The sequence below is a fragment of the Mesorhizobium sp. genome (assembly GCF_004963255.1).
Taxonomy (GTDB): domain Bacteria; phylum Pseudomonadota; class Alphaproteobacteria; order Rhizobiales; family Rhizobiaceae; genus Mesorhizobium.
The window spans coordinates 216,867-235,549 of record NZ_SUGA01000004.1 but is presented as its reverse complement, the minus strand read 5'-3'; the positions used below and the strand labels follow the sequence as shown (position 1 = coordinate 235,549).

Here is an 18,683-nt window from a genome sequence, read left to right as displayed (position 1 = left end):
GCGATGAGGCGTCTGATGAGCGTTGCATGCCTTGTGGCTTTGGCTGCTCTCGCCTTGCTGGGTGGCTGCGGCGAGCCGCAGTTCAGCGACGCCGAGAAGAAGACCATCGCCTCACTGGCGCTGAATACGCTGCCGTCATTGAAACCCGACACCACGAACCAGTATGCGGATGTGCCGGCGGCTGCCGCGCTCGGCTCGACGCTGTTCTTCGATGCCGGCATGAGCCGTGGCGGCACGGTGTCGTGCTCGACCTGCCACAAGATCGACCGGCAGTTCCAGGACGACCTGCCGCAGGCGGTCGGCGTCGGCCGTACCAACCGGCGCACCATGCCGCTGGCAGGAGTGGCGCGCAATCCGTGGTTCTTCTGGGACGGCAGGCGCGACAGCCTGTGGGCGCAGGCGCTGACGCCGCTCGAAAACCCGCTGGAGCAGGCCGGCAACCGGGCAGCCTTCGCGCACTACATCAAGAAGCGGTTCGGCGAGCGCTACGAGCGCATTTTTGGGCGGCTGCCCGATCTTTCCACCGCGCCGGCCAATGCCAGCCCGCTCGGCAGCGACGCCGAGAAGGCGGCGTGGAACGCGATGCCCGCCTCTCAGCAGGACGATATCAACCGCGTCTATGCCAATATCGGCAAGGCGATCGCCGCCTTCGAGCGATCGATCGAGCCCGAGCAGACGCGCTTCGACCGATTCGCCATCGATCTGGCGACCGGCGCCAAGCCGGAAGGGGACGCGGCTCTCTCGCCGGAAGAAATCCTCGGGCTGAAGCTCTTCATCGGCAAGGCCAATTGCGTGACCTGCCACAATGGTCCGCGCTTCACCGACGGCGCCTTCCACAACACCGGCGTACCGCCGGTCGACGGCTTGCCGCCGGATCGCGGCCGGGTCGATGCGGTGGCCCAAGTTCAGGCCGACCCGTTCAACTGCCTCGGCAAATTCCGCGACGGCGACGAGAGCGCCTGCCGCGAGCTGCGCTTCATGGTCAAGGATGGTCCGCAAATCATGCGCGCCTACAAGACGCCGTCGCTCAGGGGCGCGGCGGATCGCCCGCCTTACATGCATGCCGGCCAATTCTCGACGCTCGACGAGGTGGTTGCACATTATTCGAAGGCGCCGCCCAGCGTTGAAGGTGTATCGGAAGTGCACCCGCTCGACCTCTCCGATCGCGAGCGCGCGGCGCTGGTGGCGTTTTTGAAGACGCTGTCCGACTAGCTACCTGTCCTTCACCGTCTCCATCGCCACGAAGGTGGAGGTCTGGGCGACGTGGGGCAGTGCGGAGATGCGCTCGCCGAGCACGCGGCGGTAGGCGGCGATGTCGGTGGTGCGGACCTTCAGCAGATAGTCGAAGCTCGAGGCCATCATGTGGCACTGCTCGATCTCCGGCACGCCCTGAACCGCGCGGTTGAAGGCGTCCAATGCCGCCGAGCGCGTGTCCGACAGCTTTACCTGGACGAAGGCGACATGGCCTTCGCCCATGCGTTCGCGATCGATGATGGCGCGGTAGCCTCTGATGTAGCCGTCCTTCTCCAATCGTTTCACGCGCGCCTGCACCGGCGTCTTCGACAGGCCGACCTTCAAAGCCAGTTCCGACATGGAAAGCCTCCCGTCGCGCCCGAGCGCGGCCAGGATGTTGCGGTCGATGCGGTCCAATTGATCTTCGATCATCGATTTGGCAGCCGAAATGATAGGAATTCAGCTTCTATGATAGTTCAATTGGCCCGCCATGTCGATTTCTTTGGACCGACTGGAATCCGAAGCTGTGCTAGCTTTGCGCCATTCGGTCCGGCGACCGCCTGACCGTTCGCTCACGCTCGCTTTCATGGACCCGATATGCCGCTCGACGCCATCCGCCAGCAGATCCGCGCCAATTATTTGCCCGACGAAGACGAGGCGGTGAAGCGCCTGTCGGCGACGGCGGGGTTGTCGGCCGAGGAGCGCAAGGCGATCTCGGCGCGCGCGGCCGATCTGGTGCGCGCGGTGCGCGGCTCGACCGATCCCAGGCTAATGGAGGTCTTCCTCTCGGCCTACGGCCTGTCGACCAAGGAAGGCGTGGCGCTGATGTGCCTGGCCGAAGCGCTGCTGCGCGTGCCCGACACGGAGACGATGGACGATCTCATCGCCGACAAGATCGCGCCGCATGACTGGTCGGCGCATTCGGGCGGCTCAAGCTCGATCTTCGTCAACGCCTCGACCTGGGCGCTGATGCTCACCGGCCGCGTGCTCGACGAAGGCGAGGGCGGCATCGAAGGCACGCTGCGCGCCATGGTGCGCAGGCTCGGCGAGCCGGTGATCCGCAAGGCGGTCGCCGCGGCGATGCGCGAGATGGGCGAGCAGTTCGTGCTCGGCCGCACCATCGCCGAGGCCGTCAAACGCGGCCGGCCGATGACGCAGAAGGGCTATCTCTATTCCTTCGACATGCTTGGCGAGGCGGCCCGCACCGAGGCCGACGCGCTGCGCTACCACCGCGCCTATGCGGATGCGATCTCGTCGCTCGATGCCGGGTCGAACGGCCCCGACATCCGCTACAATCACGGCATTTCGGTCAAGCTCTCGGCGCTGCACCCGCGCTACGAGGTGGCGCAGCGCGAGACCATGCTGCCGGTGATGGCCGAGCGTCTTCTGTCGTTGGCCCTTGCCGCCCGGCACTCGCGCATGGGCCTCAACATCGATGCCGAGGAGGCCGACCGCCTCGACCTGTCGCTCGATGTCATCGAACGCGTGCTGGCCGAGCCGGAACTTGCCGGCTGGGACGGCTTCGGCGTCGTCGTCCAAGCCTATGGCCCGCGCGCGGCTTTCGCCATCGACTGGCTTTATGCGCTGGCGAAGAAATACGACCGCAGGATCATGGTGCGGCTGGTCAAGGGTGCCTATTGGGACACCGAGATCAAGCGGGCGCAGACGCTGGGTCTTACCGGCTATCCGGTCTTCACCCGCAAGGCCAACACCGACGTTTCGTATCTGGCCTGCGCGAAGAAGCTTTTGTCGATGACCGACCGCATCTATCCGCAATTCGCCACGCACAACGCGCACACGGTCGCTGCGATCCTGTCGATGGCGAAGGACCGCGACAGCTTCGAGTTCCAGCGCCTGCACGGCATGGGCGAGGCGCTGCATGAGACGGTGCGCAAGGCCGAAGGCACGCGGTGCCGCATCTATGCGCCGGTCGGCGCGCATTCCGACCTGCTCGCTTATCTGGTCCGGCGTTTGCTGGAGAACGGCGCCAACTCCTCCTTCGTGCACCAACTGACCGACGAGGAAGTCGAGCCGGAGGAGATCGCGCGCGATCCGCTCGCGGTTGTCGAGACGCAAGGGCCCGCGGCCAATCCGGCGATCGCGCGGCCCGCCGCGATCTTCGGCGCCGGGCGCCGCAACTCCAAAGGCTTCGACATCACCGATCCGGTGACGCTCGCAGCCATCGACAAGGCGAGGGCGGAATTTGCCGGAGCGGACCGCTGGCATGCCAAGCCGATCACGCGCGCCGCCGGCTACGGCAAGCAGCGCCAGATCGTCAATCCGGCCAAGCCCGACGAGATCGTCGGCACCGTGCATGAGGGGGCGGCCAAGCAAGTGGCGACCGCCGTGCGCATCGCCGTCGACGCGCAAGCCGCCTGGGCGAAGCGCCCGGTTGCCGAGCGCGCCGCGATCCTCAACCGCGCCGCCGATCTCTACGAGGCCAATGCAGCCGAGTTCTTCGCTCTCGCCACCCGCGAGGCCGGCAAGTCGCTGGCCGATGGCGTGGCGGAAGTGCGTGAGGCGGTCGACTTCCTCCGCTACTACGCGGCCGAGGCGGCGAATGCGGAAGCCGGCACCGAGGCGCGCGGCGCGATCGTCTGCATCTCGCCGTGGAATTTCCCGCTGGCGATCTTCACCGGCCAGATCGCGGCGGCTTTGGTCACCGGCAATTCGGTCATCGCCAAGCCCGCCGAGCAGACGCCGCTGATCGCCTTCCGCGCCGTCGAGATGCTGCGCGAGGCAGGCGTTCCGGAGGACGTCATCCAGCTTCTGCCGGGCGATGGCCCCACGGTCGGCGCGCCGCTCACCGCCGACCCGCGCATCGCAGGCGTTTGCTTCACTGGTTCGACCGAGGTCGCCAAGCTGATCGAGAAGCAGCTGGCCGAGACCGCGGCTCCCGATGCGATGCTGATCGCCGAGACCGGCGGCTTGAATGCGATGATCGTCGATTCCACCGCGCTGCCGGAGCAGGCGGTGCGCGACATCCTGGCGTCCGCTTTCCAGAGCGCCGGCCAGCGCTGCTCGGCGCTGCGCGTGCTCTACGTCCAGAAGGACGTCGAGAAGAAGATGCTGGAGATGCTGAAGGGCGCGATGGAGGCGCTCAACGTCGGCAATCCCTGGGCCATCTCAACCGATGTCGGCCCGGTCATCGATGACGAGGCGCAGGCTTCGATCAGCGACTATTGCAAGAAGAAGGGGCTGGAAGGCCGGCTGATCGCCAGGATCGAAGCTCCGGCCACCGGCCGTTTCGTCGCGCCGCATGTCTTCCGCGTCAAAGGCATCGAGGAGATGGAGCGCGAGGTGTTCGGCCCGGTGCTGCATGTCGCGACCTTCGACGCCGACGAGATCGACCAGGTGATCGCCGCCATCAATCGCAAGGGCTACGGCCTCACCTTCGGCCTGCACACGCGCATCGAGGGACGCGTCCAGCATTTCGTCGACGGCATCCATGCCGGCAACATCTATGTCAACCGCAACCAGATCGGCGCCGTCGTCGGCTCGCAGCCTTTCGGCGGCGAGGGGTTGTCGGGCACTGGGCCGAAGGCAGGCGGACCGCATTACCTGCGCCGCTTCCGCAAGGGGCCGGAGGCCGGCACCGAGGTTGCCGATGGCCACAAGGTGACCGCGACCGAGCTTGCCGACAATCTGCCGGATCCGGCGCTGGGCGGCTGGTCGACACGGCCGGACCGCGTCGCTATCCTGAGGAAGCATCTGCGCGGCAAGGGCGCGGCGGCGATCGCCGCGGCTGCCAGCCTCGATTTCGGCCAGGTCGACCTGCCCGGACCGACCGGCGAAGCCAACACTTTGTCGCTGGCGCCGCGCGGCCGGGTGTTGTGCCTGGGCCCCGACACCGAGACGCTACTTGCCCAGACGATCCAGGCGCTCGCGGCCGGCAATGCGGTGCTTGCCGTGGCGCCGGGCGCGCCGGCAGCACTCTCGGCGCTGACCGGCAAGGGCCTGCCGCTGGCAGCCATCGACGGCCGGCCTGATCCGGTCGAGGCGCGCTCGCTGCGCGTCGATGTCGTCGCCTTTTCCGGGACGCCGGAAGCGGCGCGCATCGTGCGCAAGGTGATCGCCGACCGCGCCGGGCCGATCGTGCCGCTGGTCAGCGAGGTGCTCAACCCGGCCGCCTACGCGCATGAGCGCGCGGTCTGCGTCGACACGACGGCGGCAGGAGGGAACGCCAGCCTGCTGGCTGCAGCATAGGGCGTATCGATATTCAGGTGAGGCCGGCCTGCAAACGATGGCGTCCTGCGCTTCCGGTGCTCACGTACTTTAAGTACGCTCCGCTCCGGTTCTCGGAAGCCACCGTTTTCGACTCGGCCTGACCTGAATCTCAACACGCCCTTACTGGTCAGCAGAGATAAACTAAGCGCCTTCGACGACCGAAAAGCCTTCGAACTGCGGGTGGCCGAGGTAATGAACCTTCGAGCCGCCGGCGTTGCGATGGGCGGCGCGGAAGTTTTCCGACTTCGTCCAGGCGACGAAATCCTCCTGGCTTGCCCAGACCGTATGCGAGGCAAACAGCGTATAGCCCTCGGTCTCGTTGACCGGCCCGCGCAGCAGGTGGAATTCCCTGAAACCCTTCATTTCCGAGAGGCTGGAATCGCGGTTTTTCCAGACATCCTCGAAGGCTTCTTCCGAGCCGTTCTGGACCTTGAAGCGATTCATGGCGATGTACATTGGTTTCCTTTCGAATTGCATGAATTGTGGCGTTCAGGATGGCTTCAACCGAGACTTCAGAAGGGACCGATCCGCGCTTTGAACACCCAACTTGATCTTCCTGTCTCGGGTGGAATGGGAGGGAACGGTGCCTGCTTGCGCACCAGCGTCAAAGCGAATTGATCGAGCTCGGCGGAGCCGGAACTTTCGGCGAGCTGCAGGTCGCTGATGCTGCCGTCGGCCATGACGACAAACACCACCCTGGCATTGTTGCGGGCCTTTGCCTGGACCGATTTCGAAATGCGGCGGTTGGCGCGGGCGAGCCTCTTTTGAATTTCGCCGCTGTAGCGGGATTCCAGGGCATTGCCGGCGCCGGCCTTCATCTTACCCCTGCTGGCGATGGTCGGCGCATCGCGCGCGTCGCCATCCGCTGTTTCCGTGCCGCGCGTCTCAACGGGTTGGCCCGATCCTGCCGGTGCGCCCGACGTTGCCGCCGGGGCCGGTGGGTGTTCGGGTTCGGCAGGCGACGCGGCAGCGCTTTGCGGCTCGGTCGCAGGCGCCGGTTCGCCGGCCATGGGCACGCTCTGATCGTCTTGGCGCGCTGTGGCGGCCGTTAGGATATCGGGCGTGGAAGCGGGCTCCTGGGCGGCTTCAGCCGGAGGCTGAGGCGTTACAGGTTGGCTGGCCGGTTGCGGCGCTTCGGCCGGCGGAGTGGGCTGGATAGCTTGGCGCTTCACCGGCTGCGGATCCGCCACCAAGGTTACATCCACCGCGCCGGGCGTCGCGTCATTGAGGGCGCTGCCCTGGGCGTCGGCGCCTGACTGGCTGCTGCCCTCGGCCTGGATCGCGTCCAGGGGGTCGAATGTTCCGGCGGGCGCGATGAAAAACGCCGCCGCGGCGGCGGCATGGAGCAAGCCGGAGACGACAATCGCCACCGGCCATTTGCGGTCGTGCGCCGACCGCCGATCCTGCGCGAGCGGCTCGGGCGACTGGATCGCCGGTTCGCTGTCGGCGTCGGGGAGGGGGGCGATGTCCTGCATGGCTCGCGGGGAGACCTGCGGCAAGCGACGCGTCCTTGTCAAATCAAGATCGGTTGCCGCAAGCAGCCCCAGGTCCATGCCGGCCGTGAATAGTGCAAAGGCGGTCCGTGCCGGCTCGAAGCCCACTGCTTGTCAAACTCCGAAAGCGATGCCGGTCCTGGTCGATGTCTTCAACGCGCGCATGCAGGCCGCCGGATCGACGCCAGCGCCGGCGCATTCGGTCGCGCTGTTGATCAGCACGCGGCCGAGCTTGCCGCAGTCGGCGCCGGCGAGGTCGAAGCGCGTGACCTTGGTCTTGCCGGCGGGCAGGTCCTTGAAATCCAGCACGGTGAGCCGGTCGACGACGCCGGCCTCGTTGAACAGCGCGATCTCGAAACCCGCCTTGGAGAGATCCGCGCCGAGCGCATTGTTGACGACGAAGGTCAGCCGGCAACCTTTTTCCGAAGGCTGCGCGGCGTTGAGCTCGAGGCTGAGGGCCGGCGCGGACTGGGCCCACGCCGGCACCGTCGCAAGCGACATCGCGAACGTCGAGGTCAGCAGACGAAAGGATGCCGTCAAGCGTTTCATGTCTCGCTCAGCCCCCGAAGCGCATGGTTGCCGCGAGCTTCAGCGTGACGCCGGGTTCGTAGAGGACGGCTGTCGTGCTTCCGTTGAGCGGGTTGGTGTATTTGACGTCGAACAGATTGTCGGCGCGGAAGTCGAGCTTGAGACTGTCCGTCGCCTGGTAGCTGGCGAAGGCATTGACCAGCGTATAATCCTTGGCCACCGCATTGCCCTTCGGCTTGCCGTTATACTGCACTTCGCCGCCGACGGTCAGCTTGTCCTCGAGGAAGCGTAAGCCGAGCTGCGCCGTCACCTGCGATGAGGGGATGGTGGCAAGGTCGGCGCGCTCGCCTTCATACGAGATGGTGTGGCCGTTGATGATCGAGGCCGACAGGCCGGCATAGCCCCAGCCGGCGTCGTAGACGCTTTCCAGCTCGAAGCCGTTGATCTTGGCCTTGGCGAAGTTCTGGTACTGGAAGCAGATCGGAATGCCCGGGCCGAACGGGCAGCCGCTGGTCGGATCGAAGGGCGAGAGCGTCACGCCGTCGATGTAGTCGTCGACATTGTTGTTGAAATAGGCGGCCTTGAGGCGAAGCGCGTCGCCGGCCTCGATGATGTCGTTCTGCTTGTAGTTGACGCCGAACTCAACCGTCTTGCCGGTCTCGGGCTTGAGGTTCGGATTGGGCAGGAACGGGAAGCTGACGCCGGCCGGATGGTTGCCGCTGATCAGCGTTTCGGTCAGCGAGGGCGAGCGGTAGCCTTCGGCATAGGTGCCATAGAATTGCAGACCTGCAAGGCCGGCGCTTTCGAAGGGCGACACGCCGACGGTGATGCGCGGCGACACCCTGTCGCCTGAGGTCTCGTTCGTGTCGTCCTTCAGGCTGTAATTGTCGTAGCGCAGGCCGCCAATGACCTCGAGCCATTCCCAAGTCAGCTTGTCCTGGATGTAGGCGCCGGAGACATTGCGCTTGCCCGACGGCGTGTAGAAACTGTCGCCGCCGGCGCTGCCGCCGGTATCGACATCGTCGCCGACCCAGTCGCCGCCATAGGTCAGCTCATGCGCGACGCTCGCCGTCTCGAAGCGCGAGGTGTTCCAGATGTCGATGCCGGTCGTGCCGACATCGAAGGTCGACAGCGAGCCGGGCGGCAGCACCACGGGCAGGCCGGTGGTCGGATCGAAGCGGTTCTGCGGGACAAGCGTCGTCAGGTCGAGATTGGTCTTGTTGTAGGAGGCGTTGATGTGGAGATCGAGCCAGCTCTTGGCGTCGTCGGTGATGTTGTAGCGAGCCGTGAAGGTGTTCGACTTGAGATCGACGTCATTGGCGGGCACGCCGCCGCTGGTCTCGGTCCAGCCGTCCTTGGAGCCGACCCAGCCAAGCTTCAATTCGCTGTTCTCGGTCGGGCGGATGGTGGTCTTGAGCAGGCCGCTCAGCACGTCGAACCCGGTGCCGGCAACGGTGTCGCCGCCGCCGTTCTTGTAGTCGCCATAGTCGCGATAGACGATGTTGCCGAGAACGTCCCAGTTGTCGTTGATCTTGTAGGCGCCGGTGGCGCTGGTGGTCCAGCCCTTGCCGTTGCTCTCATAGCGTCCGGTCAGCGAACCGGCCCAGGTCTCTTCCGGCCTGAGGAAATCGGCTGCGTCCTTGGTGTCGAAGAAGACGACGCCGCCGATGGCGCCGGAGCCGTAGGTGTTGGCGACGGGACCGCGGATGACGTCGACCGACTTGATGAGCTCAGGATCGACATAGAAGGTCGACTGCGTGCCGTGGTCCGAGCGCTGGAAATCCTGCCTGGCGCCGTCGACGATCACCGCGACGCGGCCGAAATCCTGTAGGCCGCGGATGTTGATGCTCGAAGAGACGCGGCGCGCGTCGGCCTGCACGGCGACGCCGGGCACGCCGAGCAGCATCTCGTTCGGCGTCGTCGCCATGCGGCGGTCGAGCTGCTCCTGATCGACATGGCTGGCTGAGGCCAGCGACTGGATTGCCGTCTCGCCGGTGCGGCTGACGACGAGAATCTTGTCGAGCAAGGTTCCTTCGGCGGCGGCCTTCTCGTCAGCCTTCTTTTTCTGATCGGCCTGCTGGCTGGTCGCCGGCTGCGTGGCCTGTTGCGCTTTTGCCGCCGATACGCTGAGCGCGATCGCCGCCGCTCCGGCCATCAAGATGGCAATCCCGCTTGCCATTCGGAAGCTCGGACCCGCATTCTCGCCCGCCAGGCCCGTTCGTCCCCAAGTCACCAACCCCATGCCCCAACTCCAGATTTTCAGGCTCGTAGCTGGCTGGCCAATGGCTCGCTCGCATTTTTGATCATGTCCGGCGTCTTAAATGTTGACTCATTTAGTCCGGTAATGCACTGACTAGTAAACATGAGTATTCAAGTCAAGAATTGAATCGGCATTTTATGAGGCTGCGGCCAAGGTGGCCGTCAGAGGAAAGGACCGACCCGATGAACACGCACAATCCCAACGATTTCCGCTATCGCGTCCGCCGCCCGGAAGACACGCAGATGCGTTACGAACGTGTGCCGCTGGCGGTGAGGACGCTCTCCAGCAACACGCTGTTCCAGGGCGAGCACGAGATCGGCATCGAACACCACGGCGCGCTGTACCGCCTTAAGATCACCCGCCAGGGCAAGCTGATCCTCAACAAGTGACCACCATCGGCGGGCGATAGACGAACATCAAGCAATACAGGTGAACGACATGGACCAGCGCGTGAAGCCGTCGCCGGAGGAAATCCGGCGGGCGCGAGAAGAAAATCCGAAAATGCGGGAGCGCGATCTCTCGGCGCAATTGGGCATTTCGGAAGGGGAACTGGTCGCCGCGCAATGCGGCATCAGCGCGGTGCGTGTCGAGCCGCGCGTCAACGACCTTCTGACCGGCCTCGAGGCGGTCGGCGAGGTGATGGCGCTTACCCGCAACGAAAGCGCCGTGCATGAAAAGATCGGCGTCTACGACAAGGTCGTGACCGGCAACCACAACGCCATGGTGCTCGGCGAAAACATCGACCTGCGCATCTTCCCGAAGGTCTGGGCGCATGGCTTTGCCGTCGAGAAGCGCGACGGCGACGACATCCGCCGCAGCCTGCAGTTCTTCGACGCGGCGGGCGAGGCGGTGCACAAGGTGCATCTGCGGCCGGCGTCGAACCTCTATGCCTATCAGAAACTGGTGGCGAGCCTCGAATCGTTGAACCAGGAACCGACCGTCGCGATCCTCCCAAGCGCCGCGGAAAGGGGAGGTGAAGGGCAGGGTTCGGTTGCCTCGATCGACGATCTGCGCGACCGCTGGAGCCGGTTGACCGATGTGCATCAGTTCTTCGGCATGCTGAAGACGCTGAAGCTCAGCCGCCGCGAGGCGGTGCGCATGGTGGGCCAGGACTATGCCTGGCTGCTCGACAAGGATTCCGTCAGCGCCATGTTCCATCACGCCGCTGCAGGCGGGATGCCGATCATGTGCTTCGTCGGCAATCGCGGCTGCATCCAGATCCATTCCGGCCCGATCAAATCGGTCAAGCCGATGGGGCCGTGGATCAACGTGCTCGACGAGACCTTCCACCTGCATTTGAGGACCGATCACATCCACGAGGTCTGGGCGGTGCGCAAGCCGACGAAGGACGGCCACGTCACCTCGCTGGAGGCCTATGATGACAATGGCAGCATGATCATCCAGTTCTTCGGCAAGCGTCATGAAGGCGAAGGCGAGCGGGAAGACTGGCGTTTTCTCGCCGAGAACCTGCCCCGCATCCCAAGCCCCACCGCTGCATAAGGTAGCACCCAATGCGCTTTGTTCTCCGTTTTCGCACGGCGCTTGCCCCGATGCTCGGTGTCCTGCTTGTCGTCGCCATCCAGCCAGCCAAGGCGGAAGAAGGCACGGTTGTCTTTTCCGACTCCTCGCGGATCGCCTCCATAGGCGGATCGATCACCGAGATCGTCTACGCGCTCGGCGAGGAGGGCCGTCTCGTGGCCCGCGATTCGACCAGCACCTATCCCGAGGCGGCGGCGAAGCTGCCGGATGTCGGTTACATGCGGGCGCTCTCGCCCGAGGGTGTCCTGTCGGTCAATCCGACCGGAATCCTGGCGCTGCAGGGCAGCGGCCCGAAAGAAGCGGTCGACGTGCTGAAGAAATCGAGCGTGCCTTTCATCGAGGTGCCGGATCACTTCAACCATGAGGGCATCCTCGAAAAGATACGCATCGTCGGCAAGGCGCTGGGGGTTGAAGCCAAGGCGGAGAGGCTGGCCGCGGAGACGGACGCGAAGCTGACGTCGGCGGAAAAGCAGACGGCCTCGATCAAGGACCGCAAGCGCGTGCTGTTCGTGCTGTCGACGCAAGGCGGCAAGATCCTTGCCGCCGGCAGCGACACCGCGGCCGACGGGATCATCAAGCTTGCCGGCGCGGTCAACGCGGTCGAGGGCTTTTCCGGCTATAAGGGGATGACGGATGAGGCGATCGTCAGCGCCAAACCGGATGTCATCCTGACGATGAAAGGCGGCGGGCCGCCGATCTCGGAAGACGAGCTGTTCGCCAATCCTGCTGTCGCCTCGACCCCGGCAGGCACGAACCGCAAGATGATCAGCATGTGGGGTGGCTATCTGCTCGGCTTCGGCCCGCGCACGGCGGAGGCCATCCACGATCTGGCCGTTTCGCTCTATGGCAACCAGGTCACGGACTGAGCGGCGATGGCCGAACAGTCCATAGCAGATGTGGGCAGGGTGATGGCAGCCGAGGGCGATCGCTCGGCGCGGGCAAGGGTCGTCATCGCGCTTTTGTGCCTGGCGCTGACCCTTTCGGTGTTCCTGTCGCTGACGTCGGGCGCTTCCGACGCGTCCGCCGTTCGCGTCATTCGCGACTGGTTCACCGGGGCCATTCCGGCGGATGCGGCGCTTGCCGCGCGCGACCGGCTGATCGTCTATGACATCCGTATGCCGCGCGTGCTGCTCGGCGTGCTCATCGGCGCAGCGCTCGCTGTCTGCGGCGCGGTGATGCAGGGTCTGTTCCGCAATCCACTTGCCGATCCCGGCCTGATCGGCGTCTCAGCCGGCTCCAGCCTCGGCGCTGTGGCGATTATCGTGCTCGGCACCACATGGCTTGCGCCCGTGACGCTTGCGTTCGGCACGCTCGCCTTGCCGCTCGCGGCGTTCTTCGGCGGGCTCTTGGTGACGTTGCTGCTTTATGCCATCGCCACCCGCCAGGGACGAACGTCGGTCGCCACGATGCTGCTTGCCGGCATCGCCATCAGCGCCCTCGCCATGGCGCTCACGGGCATCATGATCTTCATGGCCGACGACCGGCAGCTGCGCGACTTGACCTTCTGGCAGCTCGGCTCGCTTGCCGGCGCGACATGGCCGAAGATCGGCACCGTCGGACCGGTGATCATCCTGGCGCTGGCCGCGATGCCATTCCTGTCGCGCGGCCTCAACGCGCTGGCGCTGGGCGAGGCGACCGCGGGCCATCTCGGCATCCCGGTGCAGCGGTTGAAATACACGGCCATCGTCGGCGTATCGGCGGCGGTCGGCGCTTCGGTCGCGGTCAGCGGCGGCATCGGTTTCATCGGCATCGTCGTGCCGCATGTCCTGCGGTTGGCGATCGGACCAGACAACCGCTATCTGCTGCCGGCCTCGGCGCTGCTCGGCGCATCGCTGCTGCTCATCGCCGACGCGGTCGCCCGCACCATCGTCGCGCCGGCCGAGCTGCCGATCGGGATCGTCACGGCGGTCGCCGGCGCGCCGTTCTTCCTGTGGATCCTGCTGCGCAAGCGCGGCATCATTGATCTGTGAGCTTGCCATGATCGAAGCGCGCGACATTTCGGTGACGATCGGCGGCAAGCGCATCGTGTCGCATGTCGACTTCACGGCGCGGCCCGGCGAGGTCTCGGCCATCGTCGGGCCGAACGGGTCCGGCAAGACGACTTTGCTCAAGGCACTCACCGGCGAGCTCGCCTATACGGGCACCGTCACCCTCAACGGCCGCGATCTGTCGGCCATGAAGGCTGTAGAGGTAGCCACGCTGCGCGCCGTGCTGCCGCAGGCCACGGCGCTGTCCTTCCCATTCACGGTGCGCGAGATCGTGCGCCTCGGCCTGATCGGCGGGCGCCCGGGCGTGCTGCCCGGCGAGGATGCGCGTTTGCCCGAGCGGGCGCTGGCGCGCGTCGACCTGGACGGCTTTGCCGGCCGCTTCTACCAGGAGCTTTCAGGCGGCGAGCAGCAGCGCGTGCAGCTTGCCCGCGTGCTCTGCCAGGTCTGGGCGCCGGTGCTGGAAGGCCGGCCGCGCTGTCTCTTCCTCGACGAGCCGGTCTCCAGCCTCGACGTCAAGCACCAGCTCATCATCATGAACATCGCGCGCGATTTCGCCCGGCGCGGTGGCGGCGTGGTGGCGATCCTGCACGACCTCAATCTGACGGCCATGTATGCCGACCGGATTTTCGTGCTCTCCCGTGGCCAGCTGGCGGCCGCCGGTGCACCGGCGGATGTGCTGAACGATGAACTGATCGAAAAGGTGTTCGACTGCAGGCTCAAGGTCGGCGCGCTGCCCGAAGGAAGCGTGCCGTTCGTGTTGCCGCAGTCCGCCGCCTAGGCCGCCGGCGCGCGCTGTTCCAAAAGGTCGATGCCGAGCAGGTGGCGCACATTCGGGCGCGCGGCGATCAGATCGGCGATCGTGTAGCGGGAAAGCACGGCGAAGAAGGCGTTGAGCGCCTCGCGCAGCGCCGAATTCAGGGCGCAGCTGTCGACCAGCGGGCATTCGGCGGCGTCGTTCTCGAAGCACTCGGCCATGGCAAAGCTCTCTTCGGTGACGCGCACGACATCGAACAGGCTGATCTGCTCGGCCGGGCGGCCGAGCCTGACACCGCCATTCCTGCCGCGCACGGTCTCGACGAGGCCGGCCTCGACCAGCGGCTGCAGGATCTTGAACAGGAAGAGTTCCGACACCGAATAGGCGGCGGCGATCTCGGGGATGCGGCTCAGCCTGTCGGTATTTGCGCCGCAATACATCAGGATGCGCATCGCATAATTGGTCTGGCGCGTGAGCCGCATGGTATCCTCGCGAAATATTAGCTTAAGCCGAATATGGCCCATAGTTTGGAACAATTCCAGACTGGACTGGCACATAGCTGAATAATCGTGTCAACTTTTTTGTGCGGGCCGGGCGATGGCGGCCCGATTTGCCCTCCTGTGCTTCGGGCGAGCGTTTCGCCGGCGCAGGCACTAGATAGAGGCGGGTGCAAACAGGAAACGGCCTTTTCATGTCTCAATCAGCTCCGGCTTTCGCGCCGGTTCGATTCGACGCTGACGCGCAGGCAAAGCTCTCGGCGCTGCGGCGGACCAAATTCATCGCCGCGGCCGCGCTCGCGCTGTGCATCCTCGTCTTCGCGCTGGCGAAGTCCTTCCAGGCTGCCTATCCGTGGCTCGGCTTTGTCGCTGCCTTCGCCGAGGCGGCGACGATCGGCGGCATCGCCGACTGGTATGCCGTGGTGGCGCTGTTCAGGCGGCCACTCGGGCTGCCCATTCCGCACACCGCCATCATCCCGGAGAACCAGCACCGCATCGCCGACAATCTCGGCCGCTTCATCGAGGCCAATTTCCTAGCGCCGGAGCCGGTGCGCGAAAAGCTCGCCGAGGTCGACTTCGCTGCCCTGGTCGCCGACTGGCTGGCCGACGCCGAGCGCGCCGCCGGCCTGTCGCGATTCGTCGCGCGGCTGGTGCCGCAGACGCTGAGGGCGGTGGAGCAATCCGGCCTGCGCGACTTCGTCACCAGCCGCATGCTGGAGCAGATCGAAAAGGTGCCGCTGGCGCCGCTTGCGGCGGATATTCTGTCGGCGCTGACCGACGATCGTCGCCACCAGAAATTGTTCGATGAATTCACGCGGGTGGTCGGGCGTTTCCTGAACGACGAGCAGGCGCTGGCCACGATGCGCGAGAAGATCCGCGAGGAGTTGCCGTCGCTGTTCAACCTGTTCCGCGCCGATGCCTATCTGTTGAAGAAGATCGTCGCCTCGGCCGGTTCGCTGCTGGATGAGGTGAGGGCAGATCCCGATCACCCGATGCGCGCCGAGTTCGACCGTTTCGCGCTCGGCTTCATCGAGCGGCTCAGGACCTCGAAGCAATATGCAAGGCGCGCCGAGAAGCTGAAGCGCGATTTTCTTGACCGCCCGGAGGTGAGGGCGCTGGCCGGCGATGCCTGGGCGAGCCTGCGCCTGTTCATCGAGCAGGATGTCAATGCGCCGAGTTCGACGATACGCGAACACCTCGCGAACATGTTCGTCGAAGTCGGCCGGCATCTGGCGGATGACGCCCAGATCAGGGCCGACATGAACCAGGGCTTTGTCGTGGCGCTGTCTTCATTCGTGGAAAGCCAGAAGAGCGGCGTTTCGACATTCATCGCCGACCAGGTCAAGCGCTGGGACCTGGCGCAGCTGACGCGGCTGATCGAGACGAATATCGGCAAAGACCTGCAATATATCCGCTTCAACGGCATGATCATCGGCGGGCTGGCCGGCTTGGCGCTCTATACGGCGGAGCGGCTGTTTCTGGTCAATTGACGCGGGCCCAACTGGCACTATTCTCCTTCTGGCACGCCGCAAGGGCAGCAAAACGGGAGGCAGGGCATGGCAAAACAACCGGAATCCGACTCGTTCCTCGACATGTTCAGCAGGTTCGGCCGCGACCTCAAACTGCCGAACGTCGATGTCCAGGCGATCCTCGACCATCATCGCAAGAACCTCGAAGCGCTGGAAAAGTCGGCGCGGGCAGGCGCGGCCGGCGCCTCCTCGGTGCTGGCGAGGCAGCATGAGATGGTGCAGAATGCCATCAACGAGGTCACGCGGATGGCGCAGAACTACCAGGCGCCCGGCAACCCGCAGGACCTGATGAGCAAGCAGGCTGAATTTGCCCGCAAGTCGTTCGAGACGACGCTGAAGAACGCCAGTGAAGTGGCTGACCTTGTACGGAAATCCAGCACCGAATCGGTCGAGATCCTGCGCGACCGGATCAGGGATGCGATGGCGGAAATCCGCGCCGGCTACGAAAAGAAATAGGCTGTCCGGCGGTTTCGGCCCATCATAGACCGACATGCGATGCAACCGGCGCAGGCGCTTGAGCGTTCTGGCCTGCCCTAAAAGCATCAACTCTACCGGCGAAAATCGCGGGGCGGCGAATTGACAGAGGCTGCCGCTTCGTGATCGGGAGACAGGCAAGAGTGACGGGAAAGCCGGAATGACCGAACCACGGCGGAGAACGCCGCCGACTTTTGAACAGTTGCGCACAATGTCCGGGCAGGAGCTCGGCGTGTCCGATTGGACGACGGTCGACCAGCGGCGCATCGACCAGTTCGCCGAGTGCACGGGCGACCATCAGTGGATTCATGTCGATCCCGAGCGGGCAAAGCGGCAGAGCCCGTTCCGCACCACGATCGCGCATGGCTATCTGACCCTGTCGATCATCGGCGCGCTGGCGCTGGAGATGGGCATCGTGCCGGAAAACACGCAAGCCGCTTTCAACTACGGCTTCGACAAGGTGCGCTTCCTGGCGCCGGTCAAGGCCGGGGCTCGCATCAGGCTGCGCACGACGCTGCTTTCCATGGAGGATCGCGGCCCCGGCCAGTATCTTATGAAGGCCGCCAACACCGTTGAGATCGAAGGCGAGCAGAAGCCGGCGCTGACCGCCGAGACGCTGGTGATGATGTATGAGCGCCGCAAGCGGGCGGGCGCTTAGGAGCGTTTGAGAACGGCATCACCCATGATAGCCAAGGCAGATCGCGCCTAGCGCGACAACGCCGCAGGCCGCAATGCGCTTCGGCGTCAGTGTCTCTCCCAGGAAAAGCCGTCCGATCAGTACCGCGAAAACCACGCTCGTCTCGCGGATGGCCGTGATCGGACCGGCTGGCCCGAGCGCGAAGGCCGCAACCACGGCGCCGTAGGCAATCAGGGCGAAAATCCCGCCGCCAAGCGCCTTCAGCGCGTCCGCCGAACGAAAGTCGACGGTGAGCTTGCCACGGTAGATGACGAAGGTGACCGGCAGCAGCACGCCGTAGGTCAACAGCACCCAGGCCGTGTAGGCGCCCGAGCTTCCCGCCGAGCGGACACCGATGGAATCGACTGTCGCATAGGCCGCGATGATCACGCCGGTCGCCAGGGCATACAGGATTGATTTGGTCGCCGCGCGCCCTTTGCCAAGGGAAAGGCTCATGATGCCGAGCGCGGCGAGGACGACGCCAAGGGTCTGAAGCGTGCTCAGGCGCTCACCGGCCAGAACGAAACCACCAACCGTCACCAGGAGCGGCACAGAGCCGCGAACGATCGGGTAGACCTGTCCCAATTCACCGTAGCGATAGGCCGCCACGAGAAAGAAGCTGTAGCCGACCTGAAGGCAGGCCGAGAGAACGATATAGGGCCAGGCCGACGCCGCCGGCAGGGGATGGAACAGCGCCAGCGGAACGGCGGCGATCGTTGCCGAGAAGCTCATGACCGTGACGGTCCACAGCCTGTCGCTGCCGGTTCGCAGGAAGGCATTCCAGCTGGCGTGCAGGATCGCGGCGAACAGCGCCAGGCCGATGACCGTCGCGCTCATTGCGGCCTCCCCGGCGCGGCGAGGATGGCCATTGCCGCCTTGCGGGCGTCGCGAATGGCGGTGTCTGGCTGCCCTATCCGGGCCATCAGCGTCGCGCCTTCGATCAGCATCAGCAGGGCGGCCGAAGTGCTGTCGGCCTCGTCGGCGGGCATCATCTCTTCGAGGATCAGCCGCATGCGCCTCTTGAGGTCGTTCTTCTGCCTGGCGCCGGCCTGGAATACCGGGTGCGCCGGGTCGCCGAACTCGGCCAGGGCATGCGCGAACAGGCAGCCGTGGAAGTCGGCGCTGCGGAACCAGCGACCGTACCAGTCGAAGATTGTGCCGATTTTCCGTTCGGGCGTGGCCGCCTGTTCGGCGAGACGGTCGAGTTGACGCTCGAAGCGCCCGGCACGGTAGGCCAGGACCTCGACCATCAAATCGTCCTTGCTGGGAAAGTGCCGGTACATGGTCATCTTGGCCACGTCGGCTTCGGCGATGATGCGGTCGATGCCGGTGGCGTGGAAGCCCACGCGCTTGAACAGGCCATAGGCGGTTTCAACGATGTGCTGGCGCTTGTCGGTCCGGGTCGGTTCCGTCATGACAGCAGTTGCGGTGAGACAGGTCTGTCTATCTATGTCTTGCGCGACGAGGCCTGTCAATTGCCGGTTG

Annotated in this window: 18 protein-coding genes; 10 read left to right on the top strand and 8 right to left on the bottom strand. The window is 65.2% G+C overall.

Features of this window, described 5'->3' with window-relative positions:
- Positions 1-3 precede the first annotated feature (3 nt).
- Positions 4-1,212: a cytochrome c peroxidase gene (locus E5X34_RS07675; protein ID WP_292562751.1), complete on the top strand. Its 1,209-nt coding sequence runs from the start codon at positions 4-6 to the stop codon at positions 1,210-1,212.
- On the opposite strand, the gene E5X34_RS07670 is transcribed toward E5X34_RS07675, so the two are convergent.
- Positions 1,213-1,665: an Lrp/AsnC ligand binding domain-containing protein gene (locus E5X34_RS07670; RefSeq protein ID WP_127306490.1), complete on the bottom strand. Its 453-nt coding sequence runs from the start codon at positions 1,663-1,665 to the stop codon at positions 1,213-1,215.
- A gap of 165 nt (positions 1,666-1,830) precedes the next feature.
- Between E5X34_RS07670 and putA the strand changes: the two genes are divergently transcribed.
- Positions 1,831-5,439, top strand: coding sequence for a bifunctional proline dehydrogenase/L-glutamate gamma-semialdehyde dehydrogenase PutA (gene putA, locus E5X34_RS07665; protein ID WP_292562748.1), 3,609 nt, complete (start codon positions 1,831-1,833; stop codon positions 5,437-5,439).
- Between the two features lie 162 nt (positions 5,440-5,601).
- On the opposite strand, the gene E5X34_RS07660 is transcribed toward putA, so the two are convergent.
- The 4 genes from E5X34_RS07660 to E5X34_RS07645 are packed head-to-tail and all read right to left on the bottom strand — an operon-like array spanning position 5,602 to position 9,660.
- A complete protein-coding gene (locus E5X34_RS07660; protein ID WP_042644923.1) occupies positions 5,602-5,916 on the bottom strand; it encodes an antibiotic biosynthesis monooxygenase in 315 nt (104 codons plus the stop codon).
- 56 nt (positions 5,917-5,972) lie between these two features.
- Positions 5,973-7,061 carry a TonB family protein gene (locus E5X34_RS07655; RefSeq protein WP_292562746.1) on the bottom strand — a complete coding sequence of 363 codons (1,089 nt, stop codon included), beginning with the start codon at positions 7,059-7,061 and terminating at the stop codon, positions 5,973-5,975.
- Positions 7,062-7,067: 6 nt separating this feature from the next.
- Positions 7,068-7,502: a hypothetical protein gene (locus E5X34_RS07650; RefSeq protein ID WP_292562744.1), complete on the bottom strand. Its 435-nt coding sequence runs from the start codon at positions 7,500-7,502 to the stop codon at positions 7,068-7,070.
- Positions 7,503-7,509: 7 nt separating this feature from the next.
- Positions 7,510-9,660 carry a TonB-dependent hemoglobin/transferrin/lactoferrin family receptor gene (locus tag E5X34_RS07645; protein ID WP_292562742.1) on the bottom strand — a complete coding sequence of 717 codons (2,151 nt, stop codon included), beginning with the start codon at positions 9,658-9,660 and terminating at the stop codon, positions 7,510-7,512.
- A 263-nt stretch (positions 9,661-9,923) separates the two neighbouring features.
- On the opposite strand from E5X34_RS07645, the gene hemP reads away from it, so the two are divergent.
- The 5 genes from hemP to E5X34_RS07620 are packed head-to-tail and all read left to right on the top strand — an operon-like array spanning position 9,924 to position 14,046.
- A complete protein-coding gene (gene hemP, locus E5X34_RS07640) occupies positions 9,924-10,130 on the top strand; it encodes a hemin uptake protein HemP (RefSeq protein ID WP_040981784.1) in 207 nt (68 codons plus the stop codon).
- Between the two features lie 49 nt (positions 10,131-10,179).
- Complete coding sequence (locus E5X34_RS07635; protein WP_292562739.1) at positions 10,180-11,241, top strand: hemin-degrading factor; 1,062 nt, start codon at positions 10,180-10,182, stop codon at positions 11,239-11,241.
- Positions 11,242-11,252: 11 nt separating this feature from the next.
- Positions 11,253-12,146: a hemin ABC transporter substrate-binding protein gene (locus tag E5X34_RS07630; RefSeq protein ID WP_292562738.1), complete on the top strand. Its 894-nt coding sequence runs from the start codon at positions 11,253-11,255 to the stop codon at positions 12,144-12,146.
- 6 nt (positions 12,147-12,152) lie between these two features.
- Positions 12,153-13,250, top strand: a complete 1,098-nt coding sequence (locus tag E5X34_RS07625) for an iron ABC transporter permease (RefSeq protein ID WP_292562737.1) — start codon at positions 12,153-12,155, stop codon at positions 13,248-13,250.
- Positions 13,251-13,257: 7 nt separating this feature from the next.
- Complete coding sequence (locus E5X34_RS07620) at positions 13,258-14,046, top strand: heme ABC transporter ATP-binding protein (protein ID WP_292562736.1); 789 nt, start codon at positions 13,258-13,260, stop codon at positions 14,044-14,046.
- Here the strand turns inward: E5X34_RS07620 and rirA are convergent.
- Positions 14,043-14,504, bottom strand: coding sequence for an iron-responsive transcriptional regulator RirA (gene rirA, locus E5X34_RS07615; protein WP_292562734.1), 462 nt, complete (start codon positions 14,502-14,504; stop codon positions 14,043-14,045). The two genes, E5X34_RS07620 and rirA, sit on opposite strands and share 4 nt — an antisense overlap.
- A gap of 209 nt (positions 14,505-14,713) precedes the next feature.
- Between rirA and E5X34_RS07610 the strand changes: the two genes are divergently transcribed.
- From E5X34_RS07610 to E5X34_RS07600, 3 genes are all read left to right on the top strand, one after another.
- The gene (locus E5X34_RS07610; RefSeq protein WP_292562732.1) at positions 14,714-16,009 is read left to right on the top strand and encodes a DUF445 domain-containing protein; all 1,296 of its coding nucleotides are present in this window, start codon (positions 14,714-14,716) and stop codon (positions 16,007-16,009) included.
- Between the two features lie 66 nt (positions 16,010-16,075).
- Positions 16,076-16,504, top strand: coding sequence for a phasin family protein (phaP, locus tag E5X34_RS07605; protein WP_292562730.1), 429 nt, complete (start codon positions 16,076-16,078; stop codon positions 16,502-16,504).
- Between the two features lie 178 nt (positions 16,505-16,682).
- On the top strand, positions 16,683-17,180 hold the full coding sequence (locus E5X34_RS07600) for a MaoC family dehydratase (RefSeq protein ID WP_095815407.1): 498 nt from the start codon (positions 16,683-16,685) through the stop codon (positions 17,178-17,180).
- 18 nt (positions 17,181-17,198) lie between these two features.
- Here the strand turns inward: E5X34_RS07600 and E5X34_RS07595 are convergent, their stop codons facing one another.
- Both E5X34_RS07595 and E5X34_RS07590 read right to left on the bottom strand, forming a co-directional pair.
- Positions 17,199-18,035, bottom strand: coding sequence for a DMT family transporter (locus E5X34_RS07595; RefSeq protein ID WP_292562728.1), 837 nt, complete (start codon positions 18,033-18,035; stop codon positions 17,199-17,201).
- The gene (locus E5X34_RS07590; protein ID WP_292562844.1) at positions 18,032-18,613 is read right to left on the bottom strand and encodes a TetR/AcrR family transcriptional regulator; all 582 of its coding nucleotides are present in this window, start codon (positions 18,611-18,613) and stop codon (positions 18,032-18,034) included. Before E5X34_RS07590 ends, E5X34_RS07595 begins: the two co-directional genes overlap by 4 nt.
- Positions 18,614-18,683: the final 70 nt, after the last annotated feature.

Coding starts and splice junctions, on each gene's coding strand:
- E5X34_RS07610 (WP_292562732.1), top strand. CDS start 14,714: ATGTCTCAATCAGCTCCGGCTTTCGCGCCGGTTCGATTCGACGCTGAC.
- phaP (WP_292562730.1), top strand. CDS start 16,076: ATGGCAAAACAACCGGAATCCGACTCGTTCCTCGACATGTTCAGCAGG.
- E5X34_RS07590 (WP_292562844.1), bottom strand. CDS start 18,613: ATGACGGAACCGACCCGGACCGACAAGCGCCAGCACATCGTTGAAACC.
- E5X34_RS07635 (WP_292562739.1), top strand. CDS start 10,180: ATGGACCAGCGCGTGAAGCCGTCGCCGGAGGAAATCCGGCGGGCGCGA.
- rirA (WP_292562734.1), bottom strand. CDS start 14,504: ATGCGGCTCACGCGCCAGACCAATTATGCGATGCGCATCCTGATGTAT.
- E5X34_RS07650 (WP_292562744.1), bottom strand. CDS start 7,502: ATGAAACGCTTGACGGCATCCTTTCGTCTGCTGACCTCGACGTTCGCG.
- E5X34_RS07675 (WP_292562751.1), top strand. CDS start 4: ATGAGGCGTCTGATGAGCGTTGCATGCCTTGTGGCTTTGGCTGCTCTC.
- E5X34_RS07630 (WP_292562738.1), top strand. CDS start 11,253: ATGCGCTTTGTTCTCCGTTTTCGCACGGCGCTTGCCCCGATGCTCGGT.
- E5X34_RS07660 (WP_042644923.1), bottom strand. CDS start 5,916: ATGTACATCGCCATGAATCGCTTCAAGGTCCAGAACGGCTCGGAAGAA.
- E5X34_RS07600 (WP_095815407.1), top strand. CDS start 16,683: ATGACCGAACCACGGCGGAGAACGCCGCCGACTTTTGAACAGTTGCGC.
- hemP (WP_040981784.1), top strand. CDS start 9,924: ATGAACACGCACAATCCCAACGATTTCCGCTATCGCGTCCGCCGCCCG.
- putA (WP_292562748.1), top strand. CDS start 1,831: ATGCCGCTCGACGCCATCCGCCAGCAGATCCGCGCCAATTATTTGCCC.
- E5X34_RS07625 (WP_292562737.1), top strand. CDS start 12,153: ATGGCCGAACAGTCCATAGCAGATGTGGGCAGGGTGATGGCAGCCGAG.
- E5X34_RS07620 (WP_292562736.1), top strand. CDS start 13,258: ATGATCGAAGCGCGCGACATTTCGGTGACGATCGGCGGCAAGCGCATC.
- E5X34_RS07645 (WP_292562742.1), bottom strand. CDS start 9,660: ATGGCAAGCGGGATTGCCATCTTGATGGCCGGAGCGGCGGCGATCGCG.
- E5X34_RS07595 (WP_292562728.1), bottom strand. CDS start 18,035: ATGAGCGCGACGGTCATCGGCCTGGCGCTGTTCGCCGCGATCCTGCAC.
- E5X34_RS07670 (WP_127306490.1), bottom strand. CDS start 1,665: ATGATCGAAGATCAATTGGACCGCATCGACCGCAACATCCTGGCCGCG.